Genomic DNA, 18,460 nt, shown 5'->3' on the forward strand with positions numbered 1-18,460 from the left:
CCGTGACCCCCGAAGAGCTGGAGGCCGCCCGCGACCGCATCGTGCCCGATGTGGTCGGGGACGGTCTGCGGGTCCTCTTCTGCGGCATCAACCCCGGGCTGATGACCGCCGCCACCGGCCACCACTTCGCCCGCCCCGGCAACCGCTTCTGGCCCGTCCTGCACGCCTCGGGGTTCACCCCGAGGCGGCTGCACCCCTCCGAGCAGGGTGAGCTGCCGTCGTACGGGCTGGGCATCACCAATGTGGTCGCCCGCGCCAGCGCGCGTGCCGACGAGCTGACCGACGAGGAATACCGGGAGGGCGGCCGGGTCCTGGAGGAGAAGGTCCGCCGCCTGCGGCCGCGCTGGCTCGCGGTGGCGGGGGTCACCGCCTACCGGGTCGCGTTCGGCGACAGGCGGGCGAAGATCGGCCCGCAGGAACGGACCATGGGCGACACCCGCGTCTGGGCCCTGCCCAACCCCAGCGGGCTCAACGCGCACTGGACGGCGGCGGCGATGGCGAAGGAGTTCGCCCGGCTGCGCGCCGCCGCCTACGAGGAAGGGCCGGCGGACGCCTAGGGCGTGTCCTCCTCCCGTGTCGCCTCCTCCCCTACCGCCTCCTCCCCTATCGCCACCACCAGCTGGAACGGCAGTTCGCGGTCGCCCTGACCCACGCCCAGCCCGATCCAGCGCCCCTCCACACGCCAGATGTGCAGCTGCGGTACGTAACCGCACAGCGTGTCCAGGGGCGGCGGGACCGGCTCGCCCATCGCCGAGCGCTCCAGGGCGTCGCTGAGGTCGAGGACCTCGGGGGCGCCCCACCGTAACGTCAGCACCTGGACGAGGACGGTCAGCTCGGCCTCGAACTCCTCCAGCACCTCCTCGACCCGGGTCAGGTCCGCGTCCCAGAAGTCCTCGCTCACCCGGAGGTCGGCGACATGGCACCCCGGACCGCCGCGGCGCTGCGCGGGGAAGTCCCGGGTGCGCAGGTCCTCGATCGCGGCCAAGTGGTCCGCTGTACTGGTCATGGTGTCAGTGAACAACCAGGGTCGGACATCTGGATACCCGTCAGGCACCCGGCCGCGCCCGCCGGGTTCGCGGGCCGGGATCTCAGGGGTTCGGTCACCGGCGGGCGTAGGCGCGGGCCAGGGCGGTGAACGACTCCTTGGGCTCCCAGTGCCAGGGCGAGTCCGGATCCGCCGGACGGTCCCGGATCACCTTCACCAGGCTGTAGCCGGCCATGTCCAGGTCGAGTCGCCGCTCGCGGCGGTGGGGTGCGTCGGGCGTGACGAAGGTGTAGGCCATGGCCGCGTACAGGTTCATCGACTCGAACACGTCGAGCACGCCGGTCAGATAGGCGGCCTGGGTGCGCTCGCTGCGCACCAGACCCTTCCTCACCCGCGGTGGTGTCGTGGTGTAGTCGACGACGTCCCAGGCCATACCGCCCAGGCGCGGTGCGCCCTCGAAGGTGCAGGAGCCGAACTCGGTGATCGCCAGCGGCTTGCCGTGCTGCTGGTACTTGCGCAGTTCGCGGACGTGTCCGGAGCGGTGCGGAAACCAGCCGTAGTAGTCGACGCACACCAGGTCGAACAGGTCCCAGTCCACGTCCTCGTCCTGCGCGGCCCCGTACGACAGGGGCCCGTGGAAGACCGAGCGGCCGACGGCGGCGGCCCGCGCGGTGAAGCGGCGCAGCCGGCGGGCCGTCGTGACCGGGTCGTAGTTGCCCTTGAGCAGGTTGTCGATGCGTTCGGCCGCGGTGGCGCCGGGCACGATGCCGGGGACGAACAGCAGGAACTCGCACCCCACGTTGAGGTGTACGCGGACTCCCTGGCGGCGCAGCCGTTCGGCGAACCGTCCGGTCTCGGCGAGGTGGTCGAGGATGTCCCGGGCGGGTGCGTCGCCGAGGGTCGGCTCGAGCCATACGTGCAAGCCCCTCTCGGCCGCCTCGGCCGCGGTGCGGGTGAGGCGTTCGACGCCGTCGCCGGTGATCTTCACCGTGTCGGCGTGGAGTTCGTGGCGGATGGCCCGCAGATCGGCCCGGGTGCGTTCCGGGTTCCACGCCGTGGCGGGCGTTTCGCCCTCCCCCACCTCGTAGACGACGCCGCGATGGCGCACCCCGCCCGGCCCCGCGTCCCGCGCCGGCCGTTCAGGGGCCGGGCGGCGCCCGGCCGCGGCGGCGTGCCCGGCGGGCAGTGCCGTGCCGACGGCGACGGCCCCCGCGAGCCGCAGAAACCTCACCCTGCTGATCTGGGCTGCGTCCATGTCATCTCTCCCGTCCGTCCGGATGGAAGCAGCCTGCCGGGCCGCCGGTGCCCGCACCATGCGCCGATGGTCCACCACGGGGTGGCCGGAAGGCCTGCCGGCGTCGCCGGACGGGCCGGTCCGGCACCCGCCGCCTCTGCCGGATGGCCGAGGCGGTCCGGCCGATGGGCCGATGTGCGGCTCCCGGTGGCCCGCTTACTCTCCCGTCATGACCAACGGCCTCGACCTCGCCCTCCCGGCCGGGCGCGCCTGGCGTGACCGGGTGGTGGACGCGGCGCTCTGCTGCGCGGCCGTGCTCCTCGGCATGGTCGTCGTCGGTGTGGTGAAGGAGCAGGGTGATCTGCCGGGGTGGGCGGTGGAAGCGGACCCGCTGCTCGGGCTCGTGGCCTGCGCCGCGCTGTGGTGGCGGCGCCGCCACCCGCTCGTGGTGGCCCTGATCGGGCTGCCCGCGGTGGCGCTGGCGACCAGCGCCCTGCCCGCGGGCGCGGTGATCGTCGCCAACGCCGCGCTCCGGCTCCGCCGGCGGCAGGCGCTGACGATGCTCGGTGCGTACGCGCTGTTCATGGCGCCCTCCGGCCTGCTGCTGTCGGGGACGGCCGGCGACCTGTGGTTCGACGCCGCGTTCTCGCTGGCCTACCTCCTGGCCCCCTTCGCCTGCGGCCATGCCCTGCGGTCCCGGCGGCTGCTCGTCGCACGGCTGCGCGCGGACGCCGCGCGGGCCCGGGCCGAACACGAGCGCCGGCTCGCCGACGCCCGCCGCGCCGAACGCCAGGCCATCGCCCGGGAGATGCACGACGTACTGGCGCACCGCCTCTCGCTGCTCTCCGTGCACGCGGGCGCGCTCGCCTACCGCACCCGGCAGGCGGAGGCGGGCGCCGGACCCGCGCTCGACGGCGCCGAGGTCGCCGAGAGCGCCGAGGTGATCCGGGGCAACGCGCACGAGGCCGTGGAGGAACTGCAGGAGGTACTGCGCCTGCTGCACGCGGAGGACGGCGGCGAGCCGGTGTCGCTGCTGCCACGGATCGAGGACATCGACGGTCTCGTCGCGGACGCCCGTGCCACGGGCCAACCGGTGGACTTCCGCACCGAGTTGGCCGCCGACACCGTCCGGGCCTTGCGGTCGCAACTGCACCGGACCGTCTACCGGGTGGCCCAGGAGGGCCTGACCAACGCCCGCAAGCACGCGCCCGGCGCCCCCGTCGGCCTGACGCTGGCCGGAGGTCCGGGCGACGGTCTCACGGTGGAGGTCCGCAACGCGCTGCCCGCCGCCCCGGGCGCCCGCGACGCGATCCCGGGCACCGGCACCGGTCTCACCGGGCTCGCCGAACGCGTACGGCTCGACGGCGGCACTCTCGACCACACCGCCGCCGACGGCACGTTCACGCTGCGCGCCCGGCTACCGTGGCCCGCGAGGTGACGTCATGATCCGAGTGCTGCTGGCCGACGACGACCCCCTGGTGCGGACCGGGCTGAAGATGATGCTGCGCGGTGCGGACGGCATGGAGGTCGTCGGGGAGGCGGCCGACGGCGCCCAGGTGGCCGCCGCCGTCCGCGAACACGGGCCCGACGTGGTCCTCATGGACATCCGGATGCCGGTCATGGACGGCCTCGCCGCCACCCGGGCCCTCGCACACCGCGGCGCCCCGTCCCCGCGGGTGATCGTGCTGACCACCTTCGACGAACACCGGCTGGTGCTCGAGGCGATGCGCGCGGGCGCCGCCGGGTACCTCGTCAAACACGCCGCGCCCGAGGAGATCGTGGAGGCGGTACGGCGGGCCGCCCGCGGTGAGCCCGCCCTGTCGCCGTCCGCCGCGCGGGCCCTGATCCAGCACGCGGCGACGGGACCGGACGACCGGTCCGAACACGCCCGGCAGCGCCTCGCGTTGCTCACCCCACGGGAGCGCGAGGTGGCCGAGGCGGTTGCCGAAGGCTTGTCCAACACCGAGATCGGCGTCCGCCTGCACCTGTCCGCCGGCACGGTCAAGGCCCATCTCTCCGGCGCCCTGGCCACATTGGGCCTGGACAACCGCGTCCAGCTGGCCCTCCTCACCCACGACGCCCGCCCGCGGACCTGACCGCACGGGTGCCGTGGACGAGCCCAGCAGATACGATCCGGCACACACGCACTGGGAGGGGGTCCGACGTGGGGCGGCTGACCGGCGGGGACCCGTCCCTGCTGCGGCGCATCAACTCCGCCGTGGTGCTGCAGGCGCTGCGCGCCGCGACCGCGTCCGCGCCACCGGACGCCCCTTCCGCGTCCCTCACCGACCTCACCCTGGCCACCGGCCTGTCGCGGCCCACCGTCGAGGGCGTGGTCGACGGGCTGCTCGACAGCGGGCTCGCGGCGGAGGTGCCCGCCGAGGAGGGCGGGGTCCGCCGCCAGGGCCGCCCGGCGCGCCGCTTCCGCTTCCGCGCCGAGGCCGGACATCTGCTGGGCCTGGAGATAGGGGCCCACCGGGTCGCCGCCCTGCTGTCGGACCTGGACGGGCATGCGCTCGGCTCGGCGGTGCGCGAGGTGTCCGAGAAGGCCCCGGCGGAGATGCGGCTGGAGCGGGTACGGGCCGCCGCCGCGGATCTGCTCCGGGAGGCCGGGGTCGAACGCCACTCGCTGCGGGCGGTCGGGGTGGGCAGCCCCGGCATCGTGGAGGCCGACGGCACCGTCCATCTGTGCACCGCGCTGCCGGGCTGGACGGGCCTGCCCCTCGGGGAGCGGCTGCGGGACTCCTTCCAGTGCCCGGTGCTGGTGGAGAACGACGCGAACACGGCGGCCGTGGCCGAGCACTGGAGGGGCGCCGCGGCCGGTTCGGACGATGTCGTCTTCGTCCTGGCCGGGCTGAGCCCGGGCGCCGGATCGCTGATCGGCGGGCGGCTGCACCGCGGCTACGGCGGCGCGGCCGGGGAGATCGGCGCGCTGCATCTGCTGGGCCGCGAGGCCAGCCCGGAAGAGGTGCTCTCCACCACCGGCGAACCGCTGAACCCCCTGGACGAGGCGCAGGTCGTACGGGTCTTCGCGCTCGCCCGGGACGGCGACGCCCGGGCACGCGCGGCCGTGGACCGCTTCATCCGGCGGCTGGTGCACGACACGGCGGCCCTGGTGCTGGCGCTCGACCCCGAGGTGGTCGTGGTGGGCGGCTGGGCCGCGGGGCTGGAGGGCATGCTGGACCCGCTCCGCGACGAACTGGCCCGCTATTGTCTGCGCCCGCCGCAGGTCGCCCAGTCGCTGCTGGGCGAGGCCGCGGTGACGACGGGCGCGGTGCGGCTGGCCCTGGACCATGTGGAGGCGGAGCTGTTCGCCGTGGACAGCACGGTCACCGCTCGCCGCGCCGCTCGCTGATCAGCCGGCCGGATCGGTCTGCCAAGTCGGCCCGGTGCCGGGTCAGCCCGCCAGCAGCTCGACGCCGCTCGGGTCGCCGAAGGTGAGGCGGCAGGTGTCGGCGCGGTAGGTGGCCACGGCGACCGCCGCGGTGCGCTGGTCCGCCACATAGCGGGTGGTCACCACGAGCACGGGGGCGCCGGGCAGCCGGTCCAGCTCCTTGGCGTCGTCCGCGCGGGCCGACCCCAGCTCCACCGACTGCTCCCGCCCCTCCAGACGCAGTCGGCTCAGCTCGCGCAGCACGGCGCGGGCGCGGGCCAGCCCGCTGGGGGTGTCGATGGCGGCGAGGCCGGGGACGGACGCGGCCGGTACGTACAGCAGCTCGGCGGCGAGCGGCTGGCCCTGGCTCACCCGGGTGCGCCGCACCTGGTGCACGGGGGCGGCGGGGTCGGTGTCGAGCAGCCGCACGACGGCCGCGGGCGGCACTGCCTCGACGCTGTCGACGCAGGCCCAGGCGTCGTCGCCCGCCTCGCTCCAGGTGTGGGTGTAGTCCGCGACGGCCACGCCGACGCGCGGCGGCGCGACGGTGGTGCCGACACCGCGGCGACGCTGCAGCCTGCCCTCCAGCTCCAGCTGTTCGAGGGCCTGCCGGAGGGTGGCGCGGGCGACGCCGAAGCGGGCGGCCAGCTCACGCTCGTTGGGCAGGATCTCCCCGACCGCGAACTCCGAGTCGAGCGCGTCGCTGAGCACGGTCTTCAGGTGCCAGTACTTCGGTTCCGGCACCGAGTCGAGCTGCGTGGTCCCCACCCTGATCTCCCCCAGTCTTCTTTATGCGCCCTTATTTATTAAACATTGTTGCAGTATGAAGGCGACCATAGGGCGGGGCGCACACTTGGTCAAGACCAATGCACGATCAGCTATCGTCGATGATCATTCCATTGGTGCGACAAGGGGCGGGAGCTGAGGCAATGGACCAGGTCACCGTGGTGACGGGCGGCAGTCGTGGCATCGGGGCGGCGGTGGCGGTGCGGCTCGCGCGCGCCGGGCACCACGTCGCCATCGGCTACGAGCAGGCGCGGGACGCCGCCGAGCGGTGTGCGGAGCTGGTGCGCGCGGAGGGGGTGCGGGCCACCGTCGTGCGGGCCGATACCAGCGTCGTGGAGCAGGTCGAGGCGATGTTCGACACGGCCCGGGAAGAGCTGGGCCCGATCACCGGGCTGGTCAACAACGCCGGGATCACCGGGCCGTTGGGCCGCTTCACGGAGACGTCGCCCGAGGTGATGCGGCGGGTCGTGGACGTCAACACGACCGGCGCCCTGCTGTGCGCGCGGCGCGCGGCGCGCGAGATGTCCACCCGGCACGGCGGCCGGGGCGGCGCCATCGTCAACGTCTCCTCGGGCGCCGCGACGACCGGCAGCCCCGGGGAGTACGTGCACTACGCGGCCAGCAAGGCGGCCGTGGACGCGATGACGGTGGGCCTGTCGAAGGAACTGGCCGCGGAGGGGATCCGGGTCAACTCGGTCCAGCCGGGCATGACGCTGACCGACATCCACGCGCGGATGGGCGACCCGGAGCGGCCGTGGCGCAACCCCGAGCGAGTGCCGATGGGACGGCCGGGCGAGCCGGAGGAGATCGCGGGCGCGGTGGCGTGGCTGCTCTCCCCGGAGGCGTCGTACACGACGGGAGCCGTGCTGCGGGTGGCGGGCGGGCTGTAGTGGCGCCGTAGAGGTGTAACCGGACCGGGTCTCGGAAAAGGCTGCTGTTCACTGTGCGTTCGGGAATGAGGCATCTCGCACCGATAGCAACAGACCGGCACAGCTGTTCTACGAGCAACGGGAGGCTCCACCATGGCGCGGGAATCCGGCAGAGCAATCGGGCGGCGTACGGTACTGCAGGGGTCGGCGGCCGCGTCCGCGGCGCTGGCACTGCCCGCCGCGGCGTCGGGGGTGGCATCGGCGGCGGCGCCCGCACAGGCGCTGTCGGGCCGCCCGAGCGCCCGGTGGGGCGTGCAGACGGGGGATGTGACCACGTCCTCGGGGCTGGTGTGGGTGCGCTCCGACCGCCCGGCGCGGATGATCGTGGAGACCTCCGCGACCGAGTCCTTCGCACGCCCGCACCGCTGGCAGGGGCCGCTGCTCGGGCCGGGCACGGACTTCACCGGCCGCACCGCGCTGCACGGTCTGCCGTCCGGCAGCCAGGTGCACTACCGGGTGCTGCTCGCCGATCCGGAGGACCCGCGCCGCACCGGTGAGCCGGTGTACGGCACGTTCCGTACGGTGCCGGAGCGCCGCAAGGGAGTGCGGTTCGTCTGGTCGGGCGACCTGGCGGGGCAGGGCTGGGGCATCGACCCGGACCGCGGCGGCTATCGCGTCTTCGAGGAGATGCGCCGCCGCGGGCCGGACTTCTTCCTGTGCAGCGGCGACAACATCTACGCCGACGGCCCGCTGACCGAGACCGTCAAGCTGCCCGACGGCTCCACCTGGCGGAACATCATGACGCCGGAGAAGTCCAAGGTCGCCGAGACCCTGGACGAGTACCGCGGCAACTTCCGCTACAACCTGCTGGACGCCAATCTGCGCCGGTTCCACGCCGAGGTGCCGACCATCACCCAGTGGGACGACCACGAGGTGCTGAACAACTGGTACCCGGGCGAGATCCTGGCCGACGACCGCTACACCGAGAAGAACGTGAACGTGCTGGCGTCCCACGCCCGGCAGGCGTTCGCCGAGTACTTCCCGATCAGCACGCTGCGGCCGGACGCGAGCGGCCGGGTGTACCGGGTGCAGCACCACGGCCCGCTGCTGGACGTCTTCGTGCTGGACTGCCGTACGTACCGCGACGCCAACTCGCCCGGCCGCCAGCCGGAGGACACCCAGGGCATTCTGGGCGCCGAGCAGCTGCGGTGGCTCAAGCGGGAGCTGTCGCGGTCGCGCGCGGTGTGGAAGGTGATCGCCTGCGACATGCCGCTCGGTCTCGTGGTCCCGGACGGCGCCAGTGACTTCGAGGCGGTCGCGCAGGGCGACCCGGGCGCCCCGCTCGGCCGTGAGCTGCAGCTGGCGGAGCTGCTGCGGCACATCAAGCACCAGAAGATCACCGGCACGGTGTGGCTGACGGCGGACGTCCACTACACCTCGGCGCAGCATTACGACCCGTCGCGGGCGGCGTTCAAGGACTTCGCGCCGTTCTGGGAGTTCGTCACCGGCCCGCTGAACGCGGGTTCCTTCCCGGCGGTGAAGCTGGACGGCACGTTCGGCCCGGAGCAGCCGTTCGTCAAGGCGCCGGACCGGGCGAACGTCTCGCCCGCCGAGGGCTACCAGTTCTACGGCGAGGTGGAGATCGACGGCGACAGCGGCGAGCTGACGGTCCGGCTGCTGGAGGTCGGCGGGGCGGTGCTGTACACCAAGGCGCTCCGCCCGGGGCTGGTCGGGCAGTAGGCCCCCACGTGTGCGGTTCGCGTCCCCGGAGGAGCCCCGGGGGCGCGTACCGTTGCGCCCATGGCCTCCCGTGTTCCGCCCTCCCGCCTCACCTACCCGGAGGTGGGCGCCACCCGGCACCGGCCGCTGCCCGCCGGATACCACCATCTGCGGGTGCGGACCCGGATCGGGGCGGGCCCGGAGGTGTTCGAGGCCGCGGGTCGCGCGGTGCTGGACTGGCGGATGCACCGGGCGGTCGGGGTCACGATCCGCGCCGGAGGGCCCGCCGCCGAGGGGCGGACGGTCGTGGTGGGGCTGGGGGCCGGGCCGCTGCGGCTGCGCGCGCCGTGCGAGGTGGTGTGGACGGTGGCGGACGCGACGGCGGCCGGCTTCGGGTACGGGACGCTGCCGGGCCATCCGGAGCGCGGCGAGGAGTCGTTCGTGGTGAGCCTGGAGCCGGACGGCTCGGTGTGGCTGACGGTCACGGCGTTCAGCCGCCCGGCGGTAAGGTTGACCCGGGCGGTGGCGCCGCTGGTGCCGTTCTTCCAGCGGGCGTACGCGCGGCGCTGCGGTCGGGTGCTGCGGCGGCTGGCTGCCGGGAGCCGGGACAGGTGAATCCCTCACCCATTTAATCTCGGACAAAACGAGCTTCTCCGAGCAGATGCACACTTAACCCATAGGTCACAGAGCGTTTGTGATCACGCAACACCCTTGCGCGAGGCTGTTTTCCATGACTCCTCGAGCGACACACGACCACCACCCCACCCGGCCCCGTGACCGCTGGCGGCTGCCCGTCTGGTGGCGCCGACTACACGGCCACGCCCCGCCGGTGGCGGAATTCTCACCGGAGCCCGCGGACCCGTCACGGACCGGCGCGGCCGAGGCCGCGGGCGCCCCGGAGAACTCCCCGCAGGAAGACACCGCCACCACGCTGTGGCGGATCCGGACGACCGTACGGGACGAACCGGGCACCCTGGCCGCGCTGTGCGGGGCGTTGGCCGGTCACCGGGTCGACATCCTGTCGCTGCAGACCCATCCGCTGGCCGAGGGCACCGTGGACGAGTTCCTGCTGCGCGCCCCCGCCGTCGTACCGGCCGACGAGCTGAAGCGCGCGATCGCCGCGGGCGGCGGCAGCGACACCTGGATAGAGCGCGCCGACGCCCACGATCTGGTGGACGGCCCGACCCGGGTGCTGACGCTGGCGACCCGTACCGCCCTGGACGGCGCCGAACTGCCGCTCGCGCTGCGCCAGTTGCTCGGCCGCTGCACCCTCCACTCGCTTCCGGCCACCTCGCTCGGGGGCCGCCCGCCGGCGGACGCGCCGCCGGTCGAAGGGGTGCTGGAGGAGACCGTGATGCGGCTGCGGGACCCGTCCGGCGGGGCGCTCGTCATCGAGCGGCCGCATCTGCCGTTCACCCCGACCGAGTTCGCGCGCGCCCGCGCGCTGGTCGAGCTGGACGCCCGGCTCGGCCCTCGGCTGCCGCACCGCCGCGATGTGCTGACGCTGCCCGAGGGCAACGAGGTCACCGTGCGCCGGGCCGACACCCGGGACCTGGACGCGGCCCGCGCGATGCATCAGCGGTGCTCGGCCACCACGCTCGGGCTGCGCTACCACGGCCCGGTCGGCGACGCCGACCGCTATCTGGACCATCTGCTCAGCCCGCGCTTCGGCCGCACCCTCGCCGCGTACACCGCCTCCGGCCGGCTGGTCGCCCTCGGCCATCTGCTGTGGGACGGGGACGAGACCGAGGTCGCGCTGATCGTCGAGGACGCATGGCAGGGCCGCGGCATCGGCGGGGAGCTGCTGCGGCGGCTGGTCGCGATGGCCGCCGAGACGGGCGGCGCATGCGTCTACGCGGTCACCCAGTCGGCCAACACCGGCATGGTCGCGGCGATGCGCGCGCTCGGGCTGCCGCTGGACTACCAGATCGAGCAGGGCACGCTCGTGATCACCGCCCAGCTCGCCCCCGTGTCGCAGGTGCCCGCCCCGGCCCCGCGGGGCGGCCGCTGAGTGGCGCCGGGGGCCACGCGGGCGCGGAGCACCCCTGCGCGGATGACGCCGCGCCCCCGGGCGTACGAGGATGGCCCCATGTCCGATTCCAAGAACGCTCCGCTGCCCCGGCAGGTCGCCGACGCCTACGTCGACGACCTCATCGCACTCGACCCGATCACCGGCACCTACCTGGGCGTTCCCGAGAGCGCACGCCATCTGCCCGACTTCTCCCCCGCGGGCGCCGAGGCCGCCGCCGAGCTGGCGCGCACCACCCTGGACCGGCTGACCGAGGCCGAGGCGCGGCCCGGTGCGGACAGCGACGCCGAGCGGCGCTGCGGGCGGCTGCTGCGGGAGCGGCTGACCGCCGAGCTGGCCGTGCACGAGGCCCATGAGTCGCTGCGCGCGGTCAGCAATCTGCACTCCCCGCTGCACTCGGTCCGCAGCGTCTTCACCGTGATGCCGACCGCCACCGAGGAGGACTGGTCGGCGATCGCGGCCCGGCTGCGCGCCGTCCCCGGCGCGCTGGAGGGCTACCGCGCCTCGCTCGCCGAGGGGCTGCGGCGCGAGCTGCCCGCCGGGCCCCGGCAGGTGGCCACGGTTCTCGGCCAGCTGGAGGAGTGGATCGGCACCGACCGCGGCTGGTTCGCCGACTTCACCGCCGAGGGGCCGGACGCGCTGCGCGCCGAGCTGGACGAGGCCGCGGCCGCGGCCACCGGGGCGCTGGCCGCCCTGCGCGACTGGCTGCGCGACGTATACGGCCCGGGCATCGAGGGCGCCCCCGAGGTGGTGGGGCGCGAGCGCTACCAGCGCTGGTCGCGGATGTGGAACGGCACCGACCTGGACCTGGACGAGGCGTACGCGTACGGCTGGGCCGAATACCACCGTATCCACGCCGAGATGCGCGCCGAGGCGGAGAAGATCCTGCCCGGTGCCACCCCGTGGGAGGCGCTGCGCCACCTCGATGAGCACGGCGTGCACATCGAGGGCGTCGAGGAGACCCGGGTCTGGCTGCAGGAGCTGATGGACGAGGCCATCGAGCAGCTGGACGGCACCCACTTCGACCTGGCCGAGCGGGTCAAGCGGGTCGAGTCGATGATCGCCCCGCCGGGGAGCGCGGCCGCACCGTACTACACCCAGCCGTCGGTGGACTTCTCCCGCCCCGGCCGCACCTGGCTGCCCACCATGGGCGAGACCCGCTTCCCCGTCTACGACCTGGTCTCGACCTGGTACCACGAGGGTGTCCCCGGCCACCATCTGCAGCTCGCCCAGTGGGCGCACGTCGCCGACCGGCTCTCCCGCTACCAGGCCACGGTCGGCATGGTCAGCGCCAACGCCGAGGGCTGGGCGCTGTACGCGGAACGGCTGATGGACGAGCTGGGCTATCTGACCGACCCGGAGCGGCGGCTGGGCTACCTCGACGCGCAGATGATGCGGGCGCTGCGGGTGATCGTCGACATCGGCATGCACCTGGAGCTGGAGATCCCCGGCCACTCGCCGTTCCACCCCGGTGAGCGCTGGACGCCGGAGCTGGCGCGGGAGTTCTTCGGGCTGCACTGCGGCCGCCCCGCGGACTTCCTCGACAGCGAGCTGGTGCGCTACCTGGGCATGCCGGGCCAGGCCATCGGCTACAAGCTGGGCGAGCGGGCCTGGCTGACCGGGCGGGAGGCGGCCCGCAAGGCGCACGGCGACGCCTTCGACGCCAAGAAGTGGCACATGGCGGCGCTGTCGCAGGGGTCGCTCGGGCTGGACGACCTGGTGGCGGAGCTGTCCGCGCTCTGAGGTGACGAGCCGGGGGTGGCCGGGACGGCGTTGTGTCCCGGCCACCCCGCCCCTGATCGCCGGACGAGCCGGCCCGGCCGGGGCCCGGCGGGACTTCGCGGACACCCCCGTAACGACACCTGTGTGCCGCCCCGGCCGAGTACAGTCTCACGCTGGGCCGCGCGAATCCGCGCCGCGTCCCGGTGAGGAAGGGCCCTACGTGGCGTACCAGAAGACGCACGAGAACGGCCGGTTCGTGCTGCGGAACGACCGGGTGACGCTGCGCGAGCACACACCCGGCGACGCGGCCGTGGTCGCCGACGGCAAGCCCGGCGATCTGGACTGGATCGACGGCGTCCCCGGCGACGCGTCGATCGGCGCCGCCGGAATGACCGCGCGCGCCGCGGCGGCGGGGTACCACCGCTCCCCCTGGGGCACCTACGCGATCCTGCGCGCCGAGGACGGCGTCGCCCTCGGCAGCATCGGCTTCCACGGCGCGCCCGCCCCCGGCGAGGGCGAGGTGGAGGTCGGCTACGACCTGTCCCACTCGGCGCGCGGCGCGGGCTGGGCCACCGGTGCGCTGCGGCTGCTGATGGAGTGGACCGTGGAGCGGCCGGAGGTCCACACCGTCATCGCGACCACCGAGCCGTGGAACATCCCCTCCCAGCGGGTGCTGCTCCGCGCGGACTTCACGCGCACGGCGGACCGCGGCGACCTGTACGTCTACCAGCACACCGCGAGGCCCTGACCCCGGTCTCACCCCAGCGCGGCGGTCGCGGTGCGGTGGCGCAGCGCCGAACCCTCGCGCCCCTTCACCACCTCCAGCCGCGCCGGGATCCGCTGCCGCAGATCCGCGACATGGCTGACGATGCCGACCGTACGGTCCCGTTCGCGCAGCGAGTCCAGGACGTCCAGCACCTCGTCCAGGGTCTGTTCGTCCAGGCTGCCGAACCCCTCGTCGATGAAGAGGGTGTCGAGCCGGACCCCGCCCGCCTCGTCCGTGACGACATCGGCGAGCCCGAGCGCGAGGGCGAGCGAGGCGAAGAACGTCTCGCCGCCGGAGAGGGTCGCGGTGTCGCGCTCGCGGCCGGTCCAGGCGTCGATGACGTGCAGCCCGAGCCCGGAGCGGCCGCGGCCACCCGCCCTCGCGTCGGAGTGCACCAGGGTGTAGCGCCCGGAGGACATGTGCCCCAGCCGCGCACTGGCCGCGGCCGCGACCTGCTCCAGCCGCGCGGCCAGCACATACGCCTCCAGCCGCATCCGCCGCTCGTTGTCGGCCGAGGTGCCGGCGGCGAGCGTGGCGAGGCGGGCGACGCGGTCGTACTCCTCGCGCAGCGGGGCGAGCCGGCGCGCGTCCTCGAGGCCTTGCGCGGAGAGCCCGTCCAGGTCCTGGCAGCGGGTGCGGGCCGCCGCGTCGGCCGCCGAGGCGTCGCGCAGGGCACGGGTGGCCGCGTCCGCGGCGGCCCGGGCCGCGGCGAGGTCGGCGGGCGGCTCCTGCGCCGAGGCGGCGAGCCGCGCGTCGGCCAGCTCCGCCGCGACGGCCGCCTCCTCCGTCCGCCACCCCTCCAGGCGGCGCTGCGCCTCGCGCCGCCGGTCCGCGGACAGCACGGCGTCGGCCGCCGCCTCCGGCGTGTCGAAGCCCGCGCGGTAAGCGGCGTCGGCGAGGTGCGCGTCGGCCTCCTTCAGCCGCCGTGCGGCGGCCTCGGCGTCGCGCACCGCCTCGGCCGTCCGCGCCAGCAGCCCGGCCTGCCGCTCCAGCCGCGCCACGCGCTCGGCCACCGAGGCGTCCCCGCCGCGGGCCTCCTCCAGCTCGGCCAGCAGCGCGGCCCGCTCCCGGGCCAGCGCCTCGCGGTGCGACGTACGGGCCGCCGAGCGCCGCTCGGCCTCCTGCCGCTGGGCCAGCCGCCGGGCGTGCTCGCCCTCGGCCCGGTCGAGGGCCGCTCGGGCGTCGAGCCCGTCCGCGGCCGCGGCGCGGGCCTCGGCGTACGCGGTGCGCAGCTCGGCCAGGGCGCGGTCCAGCGCCTCCACCGCGCCGCCGTCCGCCCCGGCCTCCGCGCCCGCCAGCGCCTCCTTCAGCCGCTGCGACCGGCTCTCGGCCTCCTCGCGGCCCGCCTCGGCCCGCTGGTACTCCTCCAGCGCGGCCTCCTCCGCCGTACGGTCCACATGCCCCGCCCCCGGGCGCGCCGGGCTCGGGTGCTCACAGCCCCCGCACACCGCGCACGGCTCCCCCGGGCGCAGCCCGGCCGCCAGCTCGGCGGCGATCCCGCGCAGCCGCCGGTCCTTGAGGTCCAGCCAGCTCTCCTGGGCACCGGCCGCCCGCTCCCGGCACCGCAACAGCTCCTCCCGCCCCCGCTCCGCCAGCGCGGCGAGCCGGTCGCGCTCGCGGGCCGCCTCGAGCCGCCGCTCGGCGGGCTCGATGCGCGCACCGAGCTGCTCGGCCCGGGTGGCGGCCTCCTGCGCGGCCTCGATGCGCGCCTGGTGCGCGAGCCGCGTCGACTCCCAGCCCGCGAGCCATTCGGCGGCCTCCTCGACGGCCTCGTCATCGGCCCGTGCCTCACGGTCCAGCTCCGCGATCTCCGCCGCCACGGCCCGGGCCCGGGCCTCCCCCCGCCGAGCCGCCGCCAACGCCCCCAGTTCCCCCCGCACCCACCGTTCCACCCGCGCCAACCGCTCGGCCCCCGCCTCGGCCAGCGGCCCCGCGTCGCCGCACGTCCCGCGGTCGCCCTCCTGCGACGCTCCAGCCGCAAGGCCCCCGCGCGCACGCGGCACGCCACCGCCCGCCGCGGCGCCCCCGGCCCCCGGCTGCCCGGCGTCGACCCCGCGCACGGCGGACCCGACCGACGATCGGTCCGCGGCGAGCGGCTCGGGGTGCGCGGTGTCACCAGACGGAGCCGCGCCGCGCGCGTGCGGCACGCCACTCGCCCCAGCCGTGTCCACGGCCCCGGCCTCCGGCCCACCGCGCTGCTCCTGCCCGGCGGCACCCGCAGCCGAACCCTGGCCTTCCCCGGCACCCGCCGTACGGCCCTCCGCGCCGGCCGCGCCCGACGACCCGGCACCGCGCGCAGGCGGCACCCCACCCGAACGAGCCGCGCCAACGGCACCGCCCTCCGGCTCGCTGCGCTGCTCCCGCACGGCAGAGTCCGCAGGCGAACCGAGCCCCCCGGCCGGGCCCTCCCCGGCAACCGCCGTACGACCCTCCGCGCCGGCCCCGCGCGCGGGCGGCACCGCCCCCTCGGCTCCTCGCCCGGCCCGCTCGTCGGCCATGGCGTCACCGGACAACGCGGCACCGCGCGCGGGCGGCACGCCACCCGCGGCGGGCTCGTCGGCCTCATCGGTGCCACGCGGCCGCGGGGCCGGGACGTGGGCCAGGGCGTCCGACGCCGGGTCGGCGGCCAGGTGGGTGCGGGCCTGGCGTTCGGTGGCGGTGGCTCGGTGGTGGGCGTGGGCGGCGGCGGTGCGGAGGTCCAGGGCGGGTGCCACGGCGTCGGCGGCGCGGGCGCGCTCCAACAGGGCGTGCAGGCGCTCGCGTTCGGCCCGGTGCAGCTCCAGGTCGTCCGCGCGGCGCCGTGCCTCGGCGTGGCGGCGCTGGAGTTCGGCGCGCTCGCTCTCCGCGTCGGCCGCCCGGCGGGCGGCCTCGTGCACGGCTTCGGCGCGGCGCAGCGCGGACGCCGTGATGTCGCGCCGTTCGCGCGCGCCCGCGCGGGCGACAGCGGCCCACTCCAGGACGGCGTCGGCGAGGCCCGGCGCCCCGGCGGCGGTCTCCGGCAGCGGGTGTGCGTCCAGTTCGGCGGAGCGGCCCGCGGCCTGGGCCATGCGGTGGGCGAGCGCGAGGAGCCGTTCGTCGCCGCCGATGACGCGCTTCTCGGCGGCCCGCCGCAGCTCGGCGAGCCGCTCTTCGACGGCGGCGAAGCGGCTGGTGTCGAAGAGTCTGCCCAGCAGCTTGGCCCGGGCCGGTTCGTCGGCGCGGAGGAAGCGGGCGAAGTCGCCCTGCGGCAACAGCACCACCTGGCAGAACTGATCCCTGCTCATGCCCAGCAGCTGTTCGATCTCCGCGCCGATCTCCTGGTGCGAGCGGCTGAGCGCCTTCCAGGTGCGGGAGTCGGCGTCGTAGGCGCGCAGCAGGCTCTGCGCCTTCTCCCGGGTCACCCCGGTGCCCCGCTTCTTGGGCCGTGGCTGCTCGGGCCGCCGGGTGATCTCCAGGCGGCGCTGCCCTACGGTGAGTTCGAGGACGACCTCGGTCGGGGTGAGCGGATCGGCGTGGTCGCTGCGCAGGGAGAGCCCGCTGCCCTGCCGGGCGCCGGGCACCTGCCCGTACAGGGCGTAGCAGACGGCGTCGAGGACGGACGTCTTGCCCGCGCCCGTCGGCCCGTGCAAAAGGAAGAGCCCGGCGGCCGACAGTTCGTCGAAGTCGACCTGCTGGGTGGCCCCGAAGGGGCCGAAGGCGGTGACGGTCAGCCGGTGGAGCCTCATCGCGGGTCCTCCCCTTCCACGCGGACGGCTTCGAGGGCGTCGCCGAGCAGTACGGACTCCCGCGCGTCCGGGCCCCGCCCGCCCCGTACGTGGGCCACGAAGTCCTCGGCGATCTCCCGGTCGGTGCGGCCGCGCAGCCGCTGGGCGTAGGAGGCGAGCGGGTCCTCGGGGGGCCGCTCCGGGTCGAAGACCAGGCTGAGGACGTGCGGGAAGCGCTCCGCGAGCCGGGCCATCGGCTCGTACGGCCGCGCCGGATCGGTCAGCGTGGCCTCGACCCACGCCGTCTCGTGCCGGGCGAGGTCCGGGTCGGCGAGCAGGTCCTCGAGGCGACCGCGGAGGCGGGCCAGCGGGCGCGGTACGGGGCAGTCGACGCGCTCGGCGGCACCGATCGCGCCGTCGGCGGCCAGCTCGACGAGCCACATCGACTTGCGGTGCGCGGCCTCGGAGAAGGAGTACGCGAGCGGTGAGCCCGAGTAGCGGACGCGCTCGGTGAGGGTCTGACAGCCGTGCAGATGGCCGAGCGCCACATAGTCGACGCCGTCGAAGACCTCGGCGGGGACGGAGGCGACTCCGCCGACCGTGATGTCCCGTTCGCTGTCGCTGACCGCGCCGCCGGTGACGAAGGCGTGGGCGAGGACGACGGACCGGGTGCCGGGCGGCCGGGTGGCGAGGTCGGCGCGCACCCGGTCCATGGCGGCGCCGAGGACCGCCGGATGCCCCCCCGCCGGCGCGCCCAACGTCTCGCGCACCAGGCCGGGTTCGAGGTACGGCAGACCGTAGAAGGCGACGTCGCCGTGGCGGTCGGCGAGGACGACGGGGGTGCCGCATCCGGCGGGGTCGGTGCGCAGATGGATCCCGGCCCGCTCGATGAGCCCGGCGCCGACGCCCAGCCGCCGGGGCGAGTCGTGGTTGCCGGAGATCATGACGGTCGGCACGCCGAGGCCGGCGAGCCGGTGCAGGGCGTCGTCGAACAGCTCGACGGCGGCCAGCGGCGGTACGGCCCGGTCGTAGACGTCCCCCGCGACGAGGACGGCGTCCACCTCCCGCTCCCGTACGGTCGCGACGAGACGGTCGAGGAACTCCCGCTGCGCCGCGAGCAGGCTGACGCGGTGGAAGGACCGTCCGAGGTGCCAGTCGGAGGTGTGCAGAATTCTCACGTTTCGACTCCGACGCGCACGTTCGTCCTTCCTCCACCCCATTGGTCAGCAACGCGCCCGTACCGGATCAGCGATACGGGCACCGACCACGTTAACCGCGATCGGTGCCCGGGGCC

The 18,460-nt window shown here is 75.2% G+C and carries 15 protein-coding genes; 10 read left to right on the forward strand and 5 right to left on the reverse strand.

All coding sequences use genetic code 11. From position 1 onward, the window contains the following. The first annotated feature begins 2 nt into the window (after nucleotides 1-2). Nucleotides 3-557 (forward strand): G/U mismatch-specific DNA glycosylase, encoded by a 555-nt coding sequence (mug, locus tag ACFZCY_RS16735; protein WP_391173493.1) that lies wholly within the window; start codon nucleotides 3-5, stop codon nucleotides 555-557. On the opposite strand, the gene ACFZCY_RS16740 is transcribed toward mug, so the two are convergent. Beyond that, a complete protein-coding gene (locus tag ACFZCY_RS16740) occupies nucleotides 554-1,006 on the reverse strand; it encodes a hypothetical protein (protein ID WP_391173495.1) in 453 nt (150 codons plus the stop codon). The two genes, mug and ACFZCY_RS16740, sit on opposite strands and share 4 nt — an antisense overlap. A 94-nt stretch (nucleotides 1,007-1,100) precedes the next feature. Beyond that, nucleotides 1,101-2,240 (reverse strand): abortive phage infection protein, encoded by a 1,140-nt coding sequence (locus ACFZCY_RS16745; protein WP_391173498.1) that lies wholly within the window; start codon nucleotides 2,238-2,240, stop codon nucleotides 1,101-1,103. 208 nt (nucleotides 2,241-2,448) lie between these two features. Here ACFZCY_RS16745 and ACFZCY_RS16750 point away from each other — a divergent pair, with 208 nt between their 5' ends. The 3 genes from ACFZCY_RS16750 (at nucleotide 2,449) to ACFZCY_RS16760 (ending at nucleotide 5,574) form a co-directional block, all read left to right on the forward strand. Further along, complete coding sequence (locus tag ACFZCY_RS16750) at nucleotides 2,449-3,657, forward strand: histidine kinase (protein WP_391173501.1); 1,209 nt, start codon at nucleotides 2,449-2,451, stop codon at nucleotides 3,655-3,657. Between the two features lie 4 nt (nucleotides 3,658-3,661). Continuing rightward, complete coding sequence (locus ACFZCY_RS16755) at nucleotides 3,662-4,315, forward strand: response regulator (RefSeq protein ID WP_391173505.1); 654 nt, start codon at nucleotides 3,662-3,664, stop codon at nucleotides 4,313-4,315. Nucleotides 4,316-4,383: 68 nt separating this feature from the next. After that, nucleotides 4,384-5,574 carry an ROK family protein gene (locus ACFZCY_RS16760; RefSeq protein ID WP_391173508.1) on the forward strand — a complete coding sequence of 397 codons (1,191 nt, stop codon included), beginning with the start codon at nucleotides 4,384-4,386 and terminating at the stop codon, nucleotides 5,572-5,574. A 42-nt stretch (nucleotides 5,575-5,616) separates the two neighbouring features. On the opposite strand, the gene ACFZCY_RS16765 is transcribed toward ACFZCY_RS16760, so the two are convergent. Continuing rightward, a complete protein-coding gene (locus tag ACFZCY_RS16765) occupies nucleotides 5,617-6,360 on the reverse strand; it encodes a GntR family transcriptional regulator (RefSeq protein WP_391173512.1) in 744 nt (247 codons plus the stop codon). 161 nt (nucleotides 6,361-6,521) lie between these two features. On the opposite strand from ACFZCY_RS16765, the gene ACFZCY_RS16770 reads away from it, so the two are divergent. The 6 genes from ACFZCY_RS16770 (at nucleotide 6,522) to ACFZCY_RS16795 (ending at nucleotide 13,465) form a co-directional block, all read left to right on the forward strand. Continuing rightward, on the forward strand, nucleotides 6,522-7,268 hold the full coding sequence (locus tag ACFZCY_RS16770; protein ID WP_391173515.1) for an SDR family oxidoreductase: 747 nt from the start codon (nucleotides 6,522-6,524) through the stop codon (nucleotides 7,266-7,268). 132 nt (nucleotides 7,269-7,400) lie between these two features. Further along, nucleotides 7,401-8,987: an alkaline phosphatase D family protein gene (locus ACFZCY_RS16775; RefSeq protein ID WP_391173518.1), complete on the forward strand. Its 1,587-nt coding sequence runs from the start codon at nucleotides 7,401-7,403 to the stop codon at nucleotides 8,985-8,987. Nucleotides 8,988-9,047: 60 nt separating this feature from the next. After that, nucleotides 9,048-9,581, forward strand: a complete 534-nt coding sequence (locus ACFZCY_RS16780) for a DUF1990 family protein (protein WP_391173521.1) — start codon at nucleotides 9,048-9,050, stop codon at nucleotides 9,579-9,581. Nucleotides 9,582-9,696: 115 nt separating this feature from the next. Next, nucleotides 9,697-10,977, forward strand: a complete 1,281-nt coding sequence (locus ACFZCY_RS16785) for a GNAT family N-acetyltransferase (RefSeq protein WP_391173524.1) — start codon at nucleotides 9,697-9,699, stop codon at nucleotides 10,975-10,977. 78 nt (nucleotides 10,978-11,055) lie between these two features. Further along, the gene (locus tag ACFZCY_RS16790; RefSeq protein WP_391173525.1) at nucleotides 11,056-12,738 is read left to right on the forward strand and encodes a DUF885 family protein; all 1,683 of its coding nucleotides are present in this window, start codon (nucleotides 11,056-11,058) and stop codon (nucleotides 12,736-12,738) included. Between the two features lie 199 nt (nucleotides 12,739-12,937). Continuing rightward, a complete protein-coding gene (locus ACFZCY_RS16795) occupies nucleotides 12,938-13,465 on the forward strand; it encodes a GNAT family N-acetyltransferase (RefSeq protein WP_391173528.1) in 528 nt (175 codons plus the stop codon). Nucleotides 13,466-13,473: 8 nt separating this feature from the next. On the opposite strand, the gene ACFZCY_RS16800 is transcribed toward ACFZCY_RS16795, so the two are convergent. Together ACFZCY_RS16800 and ACFZCY_RS16805 are read right to left on the reverse strand one after the other, a co-directional pair. Next, on the reverse strand, nucleotides 13,474-17,187 hold the full coding sequence (locus ACFZCY_RS16800; protein ID WP_391173532.1) for an AAA family ATPase: 3,714 nt from the start codon (nucleotides 17,185-17,187) through the stop codon (nucleotides 13,474-13,476). After that, on the reverse strand, nucleotides 17,184-18,344 hold the full coding sequence (locus ACFZCY_RS16805) for an exonuclease SbcCD subunit D C-terminal domain-containing protein (protein WP_391173535.1): 1,161 nt from the start codon (nucleotides 18,342-18,344) through the stop codon (nucleotides 17,184-17,186). The genes ACFZCY_RS16800 and ACFZCY_RS16805 overlap by 4 nt, the downstream gene beginning before the upstream one ends. Between the last annotated feature and the right edge of the window lie 116 nt (nucleotides 18,345-18,460).

It is taken from the genome of Streptomyces sp. NPDC007983, assembly GCF_042958345.1.
Classification (GTDB): Bacteria; Actinomycetota; Actinomycetes; order Streptomycetales; family Streptomycetaceae; genus Streptomyces.

Bases quoted from the DNA above. Each gene is read 5' to 3' on its own strand.
- ACFZCY_RS16755 (WP_391173505.1), top strand. From the start codon at position 3,662: ATGATCCGAGTGCTGCTGGCCGACGACGACCCCCTGGTGCGGACCGGG.
- ACFZCY_RS16775 (WP_391173518.1), top strand. From the start codon at position 7,401: ATGGCGCGGGAATCCGGCAGAGCAATCGGGCGGCGTACGGTACTGCAG.
- ACFZCY_RS16785 (WP_391173524.1), top strand. From the start codon at position 9,697: ATGACTCCTCGAGCGACACACGACCACCACCCCACCCGGCCCCGTGAC.
- ACFZCY_RS16750 (WP_391173501.1), top strand. From the start codon at position 2,449: ATGACCAACGGCCTCGACCTCGCCCTCCCGGCCGGGCGCGCCTGGCGT.
- ACFZCY_RS16740 (WP_391173495.1), bottom strand. From the start codon at position 1,006: ATGACCAGTACAGCGGACCACTTGGCCGCGATCGAGGACCTGCGCACC.
- ACFZCY_RS16770 (WP_391173515.1), top strand. From the start codon at position 6,522: ATGGACCAGGTCACCGTGGTGACGGGCGGCAGTCGTGGCATCGGGGCG.
- ACFZCY_RS16800 (WP_391173532.1), bottom strand. From the start codon at position 17,187: ATGAGGCTCCACCGGCTGACCGTCACCGCCTTCGGCCCCTTCGGGGCC.
- ACFZCY_RS16790 (WP_391173525.1), top strand. From the start codon at position 11,056: ATGTCCGATTCCAAGAACGCTCCGCTGCCCCGGCAGGTCGCCGACGCC.
- ACFZCY_RS16745 (WP_391173498.1), bottom strand. From the start codon at position 2,240: ATGGACGCAGCCCAGATCAGCAGGGTGAGGTTTCTGCGGCTCGCGGGG.
- ACFZCY_RS16780 (WP_391173521.1), top strand. From the start codon at position 9,048: ATGGCCTCCCGTGTTCCGCCCTCCCGCCTCACCTACCCGGAGGTGGGC.